Source organism: Olsenella massiliensis (assembly GCF_001457795.1).
In the GTDB taxonomy this organism is placed as follows: Bacteria; Actinomycetota; Coriobacteriia; order Coriobacteriales; family Atopobiaceae; genus Olsenella_F; species Olsenella_F massiliensis.
In genome coordinates this window covers 655880-668465 of the sequence record NZ_LN898211.1, presented here as the reverse complement: position 1 = coordinate 668465, position 12586 = coordinate 655880, and the positions used below count along the sequence as shown (strand labels likewise).

The window sequence follows — 12586 nt, the reverse complement described above, 5'->3', positions numbered from 1 at the left end:
GGGATGACGACACCAGGCACGCCGCGCGTGAGGCAGGGAGGAGAGACGATGTCAGACACCGAGCCTTCCGAGGGCTATCGCCTTGAGCATGACTCCCTGGGAGACGTGCTCGTTGCCCGCAACGCCGCCTGGGGCGCCCAGACCCAGCGCTCCCTGGAGAACTTCCCCATCGGCACCGAGACCATGCCCGAGGGCATCATTCACGCGTTTGCCCTCATCAAGAAGGCGGCCGCCCAGGCCAACGACGAGCTGGGGGTCCTTGACCATGAGGTGGCCTCGCTCATCGCCGACGCCGCCGACGAGGTGCTGGCGGGCCGCCATGCGGACGCCTTCCCCCTCAAGGTCTGGCAGACGGGTTCGGGAACCCAGTCAAACATGAACATGAACGAGGTTCTCGCCCACGTTGCCAACGAGCGCGCCCGCGCGAGACGCGGCGCCGCACCAGAGCGCCCCATCCACCCCAACGACCACGTCAACTGCAGCCAGAGCTCCAACGACACCTTTCCCACCGCCCTGCACGTGGCGGCGTACCTGGCCCTCACGCAACGCCTGATGCCGGCGGCCCGTCAGCTTGCGGACACGCTCCGACGGCTGGAGCGGGACAACGAGGGCGTGGTCAAGAGCGGTCGCACGCACCTGCAGGACGCCGTGCCCATAGCCTTCAGCCAGGAGATTCGCGGCTGGCGGGGGCTCGTGGAAGAGCCGCTGGCGCAGATGGAGGCGGCCCTTCCCTTCCTGGGCAGGCTCGCCCTGGGAGGCACGGCCGTGGGGACGGGGCTCAACGCGCCCGAGGGCTTTGACGAGCTCGTCGCCAGGCGCCTGTGCGCGCTCACGGGCGGCGACTTCGTCAGCGCGCCCAACAAGTTTCATGCCCTCACCAGCAAGGACGCCGTCGTCTTTGCTCACGGCGCCGTCAAGACCCTTGCCGCCAACCTCATGAAGCTGGCCAACGACGTCAGGTGGCTGGCCTCGGGGCCACGTCTGGGCCTGGGCGAGATCAGCATCCCCGCCAACGAGCCGGGCAGCTCCATCATGCCGGGCAAGGTCAATCCCACGCAGTGCGAGGCTCTGACCATGGTCGCGGCGCAGGTCATGGGCAACGACGTCACCATCGGCCTCGCCGCGAGCCAGGGCAACTTCGAGCTCAACGTGTTCATGCCCGTCATCGCGTACGACTTCTTGCAGAGCGTGCGCCTGCTCGCCGACGCGACGGTGAGCTTTGATTTGCGCTGCATGCGCGGCGTCACGGCCAATCGCCAGCGCATGCATGACAACCTGCATCGCTCGCTCATGAACGTGACGGCGCTCAGCCCCCACCTAGGCTACGAGCGCGCCGCAAAGGTGGCTCAGCGCGCCCACGCCGACGGGCTTGACCTGCGCGAGGCCTGCGTGCGGCTGGGCTACCTGACGGGTGAGCAGTTTGACGAGCTCTACAAGCCAGAGGAGATGGTCTAGCGTGGACGAGACGAGCGCACGAAGCCTGAGGCTCCACGAGGAGCTCGAGGGCAAGATCGAGGTGATCTCCCGCAAGAGGGTGGAGACGCGCGAGGACCTGGCGCTGCTGTACACGCCCGGCGTGGCCGAGCCCTGCCGACAGATTCAGGCGGACTACCAAACGTCCTGGTCCCTCACCCGACGCTCCCATCTGGTGGCGGTCGTCACGGACGGCACCGCGGTGCTCGGCCTGGGCGACATCGGCGCCGCGGCGGGCATGCCGGTCATGGAGGGCAAGTGCGCCCTCTTCAAGGAGTTCGGCGACGTGGACGCGTTTCCCATCTGCGTGGACACGCATGACACGGACGAGTTCGTGCGGACGGTCCAGCTCATCTCAAAGAGCTTTGGCGGCATCAACCTCGAGGACATAGCCGCCCCGCGCTGCTTTGAGATCGAGCGGAGGCTCAGGGAGCTCTGCGACGTGCCCGTGTTCCACGACGACCAGCACGGCACGGCCATCGTCGTCGCGGCGGCGCTCCTCAACGCCGTGAAGCTGACCGGGAAGGCCATGGGGACCCTCAAGATCGTCCTCAACGGGGCCGGGGCGGCCGGCTGCGCCATTGCCGAGCTGCTCTGTCGCATGGGCTTTGGCAACGTGATCCTCTGCGACGTGCGCGGGATCATCTGCGAGGGAGACGCCGGCCTGACCTCTCGACAGGAGGAACTCTCGCACGTCACCAACGCCGAGCACGAGCGCGGCTCCCTCGCCGACGCCCTGCGCGGGGCCGACGCCTTCGTGGGCGTCTCGCGCCCCAACCTCGTGACGCCGCAGATGGTGTCGAGCATGCGCGAGGGCATCGTCTTCGCCATGGCCAACCCCACGCCCGAGATCATGCCCGACCTGGCCCGCGAGGGCGGTGCCGCGGTCGTGGGCACGGGTCGCTCGGACTTTCCCAACCAGATCAACAACGTCCTTGTCTTTCCCGGCATTTTCAAGGGCGCCCTCAGGGCACGTGCCCCGCGCATCACCGACGAGATGGAGGTCGCTGCCGCCCGTGCCATCGCCGCCTGCGTGCCCGACGAGCGGCTCGCCCCGGATTACATCATCCCGTCCGCCCTCGACAAGGGCGTGGCCGACGTGGTCGCTGAGGCCGTGGCGCAACGAGCGTAGTCGCCACCGCCGCGCGGACGGCACGATCGCACGGGCGCCCCTCATGGCGACAGGTCCCCATGACCTCCAGGAGACCGCTCCCGAGGCCGTCGTGCGGCCTGATGTATACTGAGCAGCTCGTTTTGGATATCTTTGTTGAGGCAGCGTACGTTCGGGGGATGTCGTGACACATGTGGGCATGTCTTGCTCCTCGGCTCATACTCCTAGCTTGACGGTGTGATTCCTTTGACGGCACGGGGCATCTCACAGGCGGGACGGCGGCCCTCGCGACCCACGGGGCGCCGAGGGGCGGCGTCTTCTGCCCCTACGACGCGCAGCCCCCAAGGGACGCGGCGGGGGGCCTCTCGCCCGGGGGCTTCCTCCCGCAGCCCTCGACGACACGCAAACGCCCAAGGACGCCCCCGCCGCGACGTGCGCCGTCGCGCACGGACGCCACGGCGCCACGGCGGGCTCGCGCGACGCGCCCTCATCGTGGCGACCCTCGTCATCGTGCTCGTCCTGGGCCTCAGGCTCACCGTCTGCGGGGGCGCAGCGACCTCCTGGAACGCCGCCGAAACGGGACGCCTCAAAGGTAAGTCGCTGGGCATATCTGACGTCGAGTCCCTGAACCTGTCTCCCTATTCCTGGGACAACGTCAAGAAGGTCAACGGGCGCCTCGCCTACGTGCGCGACGGCGAGACCCTCTCCTCCTTTGGCATCGACGTCTCCGAGCACAACGGCGACATCGACTGGAAGAAGGTCCGCGAGGCGGGCGTGGAGTTTGCCTACATCCGCGTGGGCTATCGTGGGTCCATCGCCGGCAACATCGTCGAGGACGCCCGCTTTGCCCGCAACATGGCCGAGGCGCGATCTGCCGGCGTCAAGGTGGGCGTGTACTTCTTCTCACAGGCCAAGACCGAGGGCGAGGCCCGCGAGGAGGCGGACTTCGCCACAAGCAAGCTCGGCGGCGCCGACGTTGACTATCCCGTCGCCTTTGACATGGAGCCGGACGCCGCAGGGTCCGACCGCGTGAGCACGCTTTCCGGCCAGGAGCTGACCACGGCGGCCAGGTCCTTCTGCGACCAGTGCGAGAAGAACGGCTACCATGCCGTCGTATACGGCAACCAATATGACCTCTCCCAGTACGACCAGGCCGAGCTTGCACGCCACGGCTTCTGGTACGCGGAGTACGGGACGACGCCCACGAGCCGCCTGCGCTTCAGGCTCTGGCAGTACACGAAGACGGGAACGATACCGGGCATCGACGGCAAGGTTGACCTTGACCTTGACCTGTCAGGCGCGCTCGACGCGGAGGACGCCCAGCGGTAGCAGCCACGGCTTTCTCCGCGCCTGTTCCGGGAACTGCGCCTGTTCCGTGCGCGGCGCCTGTCCCATGTGCAGCGCTTGTCCCTTGTGTGGCCGGACGGGTGATCGCGGGGAGTTTCAAGCGCATCTCTCGCGCGCCTTTGCGGCTTTGATGCGGTGGACGAAAGACGCGTCTCTCCCATGACCCGTCTGGCTTGCCCAGCTTGTCTGGAGCCGCCCGCCGGAGCCGCTTGCCCACGCCGCTCACCTGGCACCGATTCCTATGCGTTTGAGAGTTTCAGAAACACAAATTAATACGTTTGAGGATGTGTCGCCGCGTTTGCCCAGGTAAAAATCGGCTCGCTTCCTCAAGCTTATAGGAATCCAGTTGCCGCTTCCTCAAGCTTATAGGAATCCAGTTGCCGCTTCCTCAAGCTTATAGGAATCCAGTTGCCACGTCCCCAAACCTATAGGTTTTCGCCTACGACACTCTCGAACCTATAGGAATCAAGCAGCGGCACCCTCAAACGTATAGGAATCCAGCGGCGGCGGTCTCAAGCCTATAGGTCCCCCACCGGATGCCCCAGATGCCCCTGCGGCACCCCGTGGCACCGACCTACGGCTCCCTCTACAGGACGCCCAGCCTCACGAAGGCGTTGTAGATGCCGTCGTGGTCAACGTCATCCGTCACGAAGTCCGCCTGGAGCTTGACGTCGTCGTTGCCGTTGCCCATGGCCACGGACGTGCCCACCACGCCGAACATGGAGAGGTCGTTGCCGCCGTCACCAAAGGCGACGGCCTGCTCGGGAGCGATGCCGTAGCGCTCGAGCGTCCTGCGAACCGCCGCGTGCTTGCCGCCGTACCTGGGAAACGCGTCGACGAAGTGCTCGCTCCAGCGGGTCATCTTGATGTTGCTGGTGACCTCGCTGACGATGCCCGTCTCACCGGGCCCCAGATAGATGTTGAGCTGGTAGATGTCGTTCTCGAGCGCCTGCTCGATGTCGCCCTCGGGAAAGGTCATGGCCACGGACTCCTCTATGGCGCGCACATGATCGTCATGGCCGCTCAGGTAGCAGCGCCCCTTCTCCATGAAGAGGGCGTTGTAGCGACCTTCCTTGACCTGCTGGACGATGGCCCTGACGTCCTCGCGGTCGATGTGCTCGTCGTAGTAGACCTCGTCACGCGTGAGGCAGAGCTGGCCGTTGAACAGGATGAAGCCCTCGAAGGTGTCGATGGAGATCTCGTCGAGCTGATAAGGGGGGCGCCCCGTGGCGATGAAGCACTTCACGCCCAGCTTCTTGAGCTCGGCCAGGGCCATGAGGGTCGTCTCGGGGACCATGTGCGTCGCAAACGAGAGCAGCGTGCCGTCCACGTCAAAGAAGGCGGCTTTTATGTCGGCTGGTGGGTTCCAGATGGCCATGGTGCTCCTCGTGTGTCCGGCCTCGCGCGCCCCGGGCGAACCGTTCGCGTGCAAGACGTGTCGTTTCGTCGAATCTCCCCTGCTGACCAATGTAGCCATTTTTTTGCTTTGTTTCCTATCTACATGCAATTTCCTAGCTGCGCCTACCATGCTTTCAACACGGTTTCAACAAGGTTTTCGACCAGTTTTTACCTATATCTTGTGGTGAATTGAGCCTTTCTGTACCACCAATTGTGGTGTTCACGCGCTTGAACGGCGCAAGTTGTGGCATAGTTATCTTTGCGCGCATCGCGCAGGGACACGTCGAGCGGCATCCGGGGGCTTCCAATGAAGATTATCAAGCGCAATGGCTCGGAGGTCTCCTTTGACCTTCAGAAGATCGTCAACGCCATCAAGGCGGCCAACCGGGAGGTTCCCGAGGCGGACCGGCTCAGCGAGCGCGAGGTGAGCTTTGCGGCCCTCAACGTGCAGGACGCATGCGCCCAGGCGGGTCACACCGTCACGGTCGAGGAGATTCAGGACCTCGTCGAGGACCAGCTCATGGCCCTGGACCGCTTTGCCGTAGCCCGCAAGTACATCATCTACCGCTACGTGCAGAACCAGAAGCGCCACAAGAACACCACGGACGACAAGATCCTCTCGCTGATCGAGTCCAACAACGAGGAGGTCAAGCAGGAGAACTCCAACAAGAACCCCAGCGTGGTCTCCGTCCAGCGCGACTACATGGCCGGCGAGGTCTCCAAGGACCTGGCCATGCGCGAGCTCTTGCCCGCCGACGTCGTCGCGGCGCACAACGAGGGCATCCTTCACTTTCATGACGCCGACTATTACGCGCAGCACATGCATAACTGCGACCTCGTCAACCTCGAGGACATGCTCCAGAACGGCACGGTCATCAGCGGCACCATGATCGAGAAGCCCCACAGCTTCTCGACCGCCTGCAACATCGCCACGCAGATCATCGCCCAGGTGGCCAGCTGCCAGTATGGCGGCCAGTCCATCAGCCTCGCGCACCTGGCGCCCTTCGTGGACGTGAGCCGCAAGAAGATTCGCCGCCAGGTCTACGCCGAGCTGGAGACCATCGGCGCCCATCCCGACGAGGGCACGATCTCCAAGATCGTCGAGAAGCGCCTGCGCGACGAGGTCTCCCGCGGCGTCCAGACCATCCAGTACCAGGTGGTCACGCTCATGACCACCAACGGCCAGGCCCCCTTCATCACGGTCTTCATGTACCTGGGCGAGGCCAAGGACGAGCAGGAGCGGCGCGACCTGGCGCTGTGCATCGAGGAGATGCTGCGCCAGCGCTACCAGGGCGTCAAGAACGAGGACGGCGTCTGGATCACCCCCGCCTTCCCCAAGCTCATCTACGTGCTCGAACCTGACAACGTGCGCGAGGACGGCGCGTACTTCTATCTCACCAAGCTGGCGGCAAAGTGCACGGCCCGCCGCATGGTGCCCGACTACATCTCCGAGAAGAAGATGCGTGAGTACAAGCTGTCGAAGGGCGAGGTCGAGGGGCAGGGCGACGTCTACACCTGCATGGGCTGCCGCTCCTTCCTCACGCCCGACCGCTCGGGCGACGGCTTTGGCAACGTGGCCAACGCCGGCAACTGGGAGCCGGGCAGGCCCAAGTACTACGGTCGCTTTAACCAGGGCGTCGTGACCATCAACCTGCCCGACGTCGCGCTCTCGTCCGACGGGGACATGGAGCGCTTCTGGGAGGTCTTTGAGGAGCGCCTCGAGCTCTGCCACAAGGCCCTGCGCTACCGCCACGACCGCCTCCGCGGCACGCTCTCGGACGCCGCCCCCATCCTCTGGCAGTACGGGGCGCTGGCCCGCCTCAAGAAGGGCGAGACCATCGACAAGCTGCTCTACGGCGGCTACTCCACCATCAGCCTGGGCTACGCCGGCCTGTACGAGTGCGTCAAGTACATGACGGGGCACAGCCACACCGACGAGGAGGCCACGCCGTTTGCCCTCGCCGTGATGCAGCGCATGAACGACAAGTGCAGCGAGTGGAAGGCGGCCGAGAACATCGACTACTCCCTCTACGGGACCCCGCTCGAATCGACCACCTACAAGTTCGCCAAGTGCCTCCAGCGCCGGTTTGGCACGGTCAAGGGCATCACGGACCACGGGTACATCACGAACTCCTACCACGTCAACGTCCGCGAGGACATAGACGCCTTCACGAAGCTCAAGTTTGAGAGCGAGTTCCAGCGCCTCTCGCCCGGCGGCGCCATCAGCTACGTCGAGGTGCCCAACATGCAGGACAACATCCCCGCGGTCATCAAGCTCATGCAGTACATCTACGACAACATCATGTATGCCGAGCTCAACACCAAGAGCGACTACTGCCAGGTCTGCGGCTACGACGGCGAGATACAGGTCGTGGAGGACGACGGCAAGCTCGTGTGGGAGTGCCCCCACTGCCACAACCGCGACCAATCCAAGATGAACGTTGCGCGTCGCACCTGCGGCTACATTGGGACGCAGTTCTGGAACCAGGGGCGCACCGAGGAGATCAAGGACCGCGTGCTGCACCTGTAGCGCGACGCCGCAGCGGCACGCATGACCACACGACGGGACGGCGCAGGCTTGTGCAGGCGTCGTCCCGTTTGCTGACCAGGGAAGGAAGCATGAACGTTTCGGCCATCAAGACCTGCGACATAGCCAACGGCCCCGGAGTGCGCAGCTCACTCTTCGTGTCCGGCTGCCGGCGGCATTGCCCCTTCTGCTTTAACCAGCAGGCGGCGGACTTTGGGGCCGGCAGGCCCTTTGACGCCGCCGCCCAGGAGGAGCTCATGGAGAGCCTCTCCCCCGCCTACGTGGACGGCATCACCATCCTGGGCGGGGAGCCCATGGAGGTGGAGAACCAGGGTCCGCTTGCCGACTTCCTTGAGCTTGTGCGCCGGCGGCAGCCGGACAAGGGCGTCTGGCTCTACTCGGGCTTCACCTGGGAGGAGCTCACGGGCGCGGCGCCCGTGGCCGCACCCTACGCCGCCTCGCCGCGCACCGAGAACACCGACCGACTGCTGGAGCTGGTAGACGTTCTCGTGGACGGCCCCTTCGTGCAGGCGCTGCACGACATATCACTGCGCTTTAGGGGGTCGTCCAACCAGCGGCTCATCGATGTCCGGAAGAGCCGTGCCGCAGGCGAGGTTATCCTGTGGAGGGACGACCCCCTGTTTGAGACCCACGCGCTCTGACCGTCACCCGCGCATGAGCGCGACGGCGCGCACAGACCGCCCCCCATGAAAGGCAAGCACCCTAAGACAAGCACCCCGCGAAAGGCCGCACATGAGACTCTCCGACCTCAAGGAGCCCACCTACATCAACCGCCTGGGCTCGTTTGACCCCAGGACGCCCCGGGGCGCCGCCGCCATCCTGCTTGCCGTGGTGGGATTTGCCGTCGTCGCGGCGTTTCTGGCCCTTCCCGACCTTGAGGACGGCGAGCGGCTGGGGTTGGGCGTCATTCTCGTCGGCGTGATCTGGGCCGAGACGTACCTGCTGCGCTCCATCGACAAGGCGGACAAGGGGCCACTGTCGTAGGAGAGCGCGGCGCGGCGCGGACGGCAGGGCCGACCCAGCCGGGGCATGCGACGGCCTCCGAGGGGGAATCGGCCCAACGGCCAGGCCCACATCGCGGCCAGGCCCGTGTTGCCCGCGACGGTTCCTACCCTCGACGATTCTGCAGGCACAGCTGATGAAGGCCGCGCAGCGTCAGCGTCGCGTCCACCGTGGCCTCGTGCGAGACGAGCGCGGCCATCTGCGCCGCGCGCTCCCCGGTCATGACCACGGTGGCCCTCTCTCCCAGCTCCTCACAGATGAGGTCGATGAGCCCGTCAAGGCGCGCGGCCTCACCCAGGACGACGCCCGACAGCATGGCCTCGCGCGTCGAGCGCCCGATGACCTCGCGGGGCACCTCAAGCCTGATGAGGGGCAGGCGCGCCGCCCACTCGCTCAGCGAGCGAGCGCCCAGGGCGATGCCCGGGGCTATGAGCCCTCCCAGGAAGGTCCCGTCCCGTCCGATGACCTCCATGTTCACGGTCGTGCCAAAGTCTATGGCCACGGCAGGCAGCTCATAGCGCTCGCGCGTCGCCACGGCGTCGGCGATGCGGTCGGGGCCGATCTCGGCCGGATCGCGGTAGCGCATCTTAAGGCCCGTCCTGAGCCCCGGGCCCACCACCAGGGGCCGCGTGGCGCTCAGCCGCGCCAACGCCCCCTGCCAGGCCTGGGCGTGCGTCGGCACCACGCAGGAGAGGATGGACGCCCCGACGGCGCGCCCTTCCCCCTCGCCCACGCCGGGAAGCGACGCCAGCGTCAGGAACGCCTCGTCGGCGGTGAGGCTGCGCGGGGTGCTGAGGTCCCAGCGGAGCACGGGGTCGTCATGGGCCTGCGCGCCGGCGGCAAAGACCCCCACCGACGTCACCGTGTTGCCCACGTCAACGGCCACGACGCCGCACGCACGCGCAACGTCCCCCTCGTGACGCGACCCTGACGCCATGTTCGCCTCCCCTTGTCGCCCGTCCTGCCGGCCTCTACGCTACACTGTAGCAAGTCTACCCCGCGATCCAGGGGCAGACGTCCATCAACCCGACTTTTCGCCCGGCGCCCGACGCGCCTGGCACCAGGAAAAGCGGATATGAGAAGGAGCATACGTATGGACGAACGGACGGGAGCCGGCAGGCTCCGCGACGAGCTGAGCGTGCCGGGATTTGTGATTGGCGTCATCGGCTGCGTCATCCTGACGGCGGCGTCGGCCTACACGGCCCTCAAGCTGGGGTCGCTCCCCTGGCCCACGATATTTACCTCCATCGCGTCGCTGCTGCTCCTGCGGGCCTGCGGACGCACGGACATCGGCGAGGCAAACGTCACGCAGATCGTCATGTCGGCGGGGTCCATGGTCGCGGGCGGCCTCGCCTTCACGATCCCGGGCATCTGGATGCTGGGGCTGGCCGACGAGGTGAGCTGGTGGCAGCTGCTCTTTGTCGCCCTCGCTGGCACCCTGCTGGGCCTTGTGTGCACGGCGCTCATCCGTCGGCGCTTTGTTGACCACTCCGACCTGGAGTATCCCATCGGCACCGCCGCCGCCGAGACGCTCGAGGCGGCGCGCGTGGGAGGCTCCACCGGCAAGCGCCTCTTTGGGTCCATGGCGCTGGCGGGCGTCTACTGCGTGCTGAGGGACGCTCTGGGCCTGCTGCCGCAGCTGCTGCTCGCCCTGCCCGTTCCTGGCGTGGCCTTTGGCATCTACAACTCGCCCATGCTGCTGTCCGTAGGCTTCCTCGTGGGCTTCGTGCCCGTCGCCTTCTGGTTCGGCGGCGCCCTCGTCGCCAACTTTGGCCTCGTCGTGGGAGGCACGGCAGCGGGGATCTGGACGGTCGAGACGGCACAGAGCGTCGTCAGGAGCCTGGGCATGGGCCTCATGATGGGCGCCGGCGTCGCCGTCGTCATCAAGGACGTCATCCCGCGGCTCCTGCGCCAGGGACGCCAGGCCGACGCGGGGCAGCGGGGCTGGGACAGCGACGTGACCTCTAGGCGCGACGGCGGGTTCCTCGCCCTGCTCGTTGCCGTCGCCGCCCTCGTGGCGGGCGTGGGGCTGGGGCTGGGACCCCTGCCCACCCTCATCATCGTGCTCCTCGCGTTTGTGACCACCATCATGAGCGCCCAGTCCGTGGGGCAGACGGGCATCGACCCCATGGAGGTCTTTGGCCTCATCGTGCTGCTGCTGGTGGCGCTCGTGTCCGACCTCTCGCAGCTGAGCCTCTTCTTTGTCGCCGGCATCATCACCTGCGCCTGCGGACTTGCCGGTGACGTGATGAGCGACTTCAAGACCGGCGCCATCCTGGGCAACAACCCCCGCACGCTCTGGAAGGCGCAGGCGCTGGGCGCCCTCATCGGCGTGGTGGTCGCCGTGGTGACGATGGTCGCCCTTGAGCGTGCCTACGGCCCCGACGCCTTTGGCCTGGGCAAGACCTTCGTCGCCACCCAGGCGAGCGTCGTCGCGACCATGGTGTCGGGCATACCCAGCATGCCTGCCTTCGTCATCGGGCTTTTCGGGGGCATCGCGCTCTACCTGCTGGGGCTGCCGGCCATCATGGTGGGCCTTGGCGTCTACCTGCCCTTCTTCATGACCTCCTCGGCCTTTTTGGGTGCCGTCGCCAAGCTGGCGTACGACAAGGTCAAGGCGGCGCGGCGCGCGGGGCTGTCTGAGGGTGACGCGGCCGTCGCCGAGGCGCGGGACCAGGAAAGCGGCATCGTGCTTGCCTCCGGCGTGCTGGGCGGCGAGTCCATCGTCGGCGTCGTGATCGCGGCCGTCACCATCCTGGCGTCGCTCGCCGGCTAGCATGACCTCAGCCGGGCGAGGGCGCGACCTCGCTCAAAAGCGCAACCCCGCCGCGTCATGGCCGGCTTCTGCTGGCCGTGGCGCGGCGGGGCCTTGCGTTAGCGCGAACGTGATACGGACGTTCTGGGGACGTTCGCTCAGGCTACGCCTGGGGACGAAACACGATGGCGCCCGTGTCGGGGTCCATCTCGTCCACGATGGCGAGCGAGTCCACCCGATAGCCCTGTGACCTCAGCTTTTCACCGCCAGGCTGAAAGCCCTTCTCCACGGCGATGCCGATGCCCTCGATGACGGCGCCGGCCGCCCGGCAGATCTCCACCAGGCCGTCCATGGCGCAGCCGTTGGCCATGAAGTCGTCAATGATGAGCACGTGGTCGCCCTCGCCCAGATACTTGGAGGAGACGATCACGTCGTACACGCGCTTGTGCGTGAAGGACGTGATGCGCGTGGCATACACGGTGCCGTCGAGGTTGACGCTCTGGCTCTTCTTGGCAAAGACGCAGGGCACGCCAAACTCCTCCGCGACGATCGCCGCGATGGCAATGCCGCTCGCCTCGATCGTGAGCACCTTGTTGATGGGGACGTCCGAGAAGTCCCTGCGCCACTGGCGGGCCATCTCCCTGAAGAGACCAATGTCCATCTGATGATTCAAGAACGAGTCAACCTTGAGCACCTGGCCGCTCTTGACCACGCCGTCCCTGCTGATGCGCTCCTCTAGCAGCTTCACCCGCGACCTCCCGCCGTCCGCTTGAAATGAGGTATGGCTACGATACGCCATTTGGGCGCCTGGCGTGTGGGACGATGAGGCTGCCGTGGTCGCCCCTGTTGACGACCACGGCAGGACGACCAAACAAAGCCATGACATTCCCCTGATGTCGGTACTACGTGTGTCAGATAGCATGTATATAGCGTATCTTTTCTGACATACGTC

At 66.0% G+C, this 12586-nt stretch carries 10 protein-coding genes; 7 read left to right on the top strand and 3 right to left on the bottom strand.

Annotation, left to right across the window (positions count from 1 at the left end; all coding sequences use genetic code 11):
• Positions 1-48 precede the first annotated feature (48 nt).
• The 3 genes from fumC to BN3001_RS06940 all read left to right on the top strand — a co-directional run bounded on the left by fumC (position 49) and on the right by BN3001_RS06940 (position 3913).
• On the top strand, positions 49-1455 hold the full coding sequence (gene fumC, locus BN3001_RS06950; RefSeq protein WP_058271027.1) for a class II fumarate hydratase: 1407 nt from the start codon (positions 49-51) through the stop codon (positions 1453-1455).
• A gap of 1 nt (position 1456) precedes the next feature.
• Complete coding sequence (locus BN3001_RS06945) at positions 1457-2605, top strand: NAD(P)-dependent malic enzyme (protein ID WP_058271026.1); 1149 nt, start codon at positions 1457-1459, stop codon at positions 2603-2605.
• A gap of 411 nt (positions 2606-3016) precedes the next feature.
• Positions 3017-3913, top strand: coding sequence for a glycoside hydrolase family 25 protein (locus BN3001_RS06940; protein WP_058271025.1), 897 nt, complete (start codon positions 3017-3019; stop codon positions 3911-3913).
• A 604-nt stretch (positions 3914-4517) separates the two neighbouring features.
• Here BN3001_RS06940 and BN3001_RS06935 read toward each other — a convergent pair.
• Positions 4518-5309 carry a Cof-type HAD-IIB family hydrolase gene (locus tag BN3001_RS06935; protein ID WP_058271024.1) on the bottom strand — a complete coding sequence of 264 codons (792 nt, stop codon included), beginning with the start codon at positions 5307-5309 and terminating at the stop codon, positions 4518-4520.
• 327 nt (positions 5310-5636) lie between these two features.
• Between BN3001_RS06935 and nrdD the strand changes: the two genes are divergently transcribed.
• From nrdD to BN3001_RS06920, 3 genes are all read left to right on the top strand, one after another.
• A complete protein-coding gene (gene nrdD / locus BN3001_RS06930) occupies positions 5637-7859 on the top strand; it encodes an anaerobic ribonucleoside-triphosphate reductase (protein ID WP_058271023.1) in 2223 nt (740 codons plus the stop codon).
• A gap of 89 nt (positions 7860-7948) precedes the next feature.
• Complete coding sequence (nrdG, locus tag BN3001_RS06925; protein ID WP_058271022.1) at positions 7949-8518, top strand: anaerobic ribonucleoside-triphosphate reductase activating protein; 570 nt, start codon at positions 7949-7951, stop codon at positions 8516-8518.
• A gap of 91 nt (positions 8519-8609) precedes the next feature.
• A complete protein-coding gene (locus BN3001_RS06920; RefSeq protein ID WP_058271021.1) occupies positions 8610-8861 on the top strand; it encodes a hypothetical protein in 252 nt (83 codons plus the stop codon).
• 124 nt (positions 8862-8985) lie between these two features.
• On the opposite strand, the gene BN3001_RS06915 is transcribed toward BN3001_RS06920, so the two are convergent.
• A complete protein-coding gene (locus tag BN3001_RS06915; protein WP_058271020.1) occupies positions 8986-9816 on the bottom strand; it encodes a type III pantothenate kinase in 831 nt (276 codons plus the stop codon).
• Between the two features lie 156 nt (positions 9817-9972).
• On the opposite strand from BN3001_RS06915, the gene BN3001_RS06910 reads away from it, so the two are divergent.
• Positions 9973-11655: an OPT/YSL family transporter gene (locus BN3001_RS06910; protein ID WP_058271019.1), complete on the top strand. Its 1683-nt coding sequence runs from the start codon at positions 9973-9975 to the stop codon at positions 11653-11655.
• Positions 11656-11797: 142 nt separating this feature from the next.
• On the opposite strand, the gene BN3001_RS06905 is transcribed toward BN3001_RS06910, so the two are convergent.
• A complete protein-coding gene (locus tag BN3001_RS06905) occupies positions 11798-12382 on the bottom strand; it encodes a xanthine phosphoribosyltransferase (protein ID WP_058271018.1) in 585 nt (194 codons plus the stop codon).
• Between the last annotated feature and the right edge of the window lie 204 nt (positions 12383-12586).

Bases quoted from the DNA above. Each gene is read 5' to 3' on its own strand.
- nrdG (WP_058271022.1), top strand. From the start codon at position 7,949: ATGAACGTTTCGGCCATCAAGACCTGCGACATAGCCAACGGCCCCGGA.
- BN3001_RS06920 (WP_058271021.1), top strand. From the start codon at position 8,610: ATGAGACTCTCCGACCTCAAGGAGCCCACCTACATCAACCGCCTGGGC.
- nrdD (WP_058271023.1), top strand. From the start codon at position 5,637: ATGAAGATTATCAAGCGCAATGGCTCGGAGGTCTCCTTTGACCTTCAG.
- fumC (WP_058271027.1), top strand. From the start codon at position 49: ATGTCAGACACCGAGCCTTCCGAGGGCTATCGCCTTGAGCATGACTCC.
- BN3001_RS06935 (WP_058271024.1), bottom strand. From the start codon at position 5,309: ATGGCCATCTGGAACCCACCAGCCGACATAAAAGCCGCCTTCTTTGAC.
- BN3001_RS06915 (WP_058271020.1), bottom strand. From the start codon at position 9,816: ATGGCGTCAGGGTCGCGTCACGAGGGGGACGTTGCGCGTGCGTGCGGC.
- BN3001_RS06910 (WP_058271019.1), top strand. From the start codon at position 9,973: ATGGACGAACGGACGGGAGCCGGCAGGCTCCGCGACGAGCTGAGCGTG.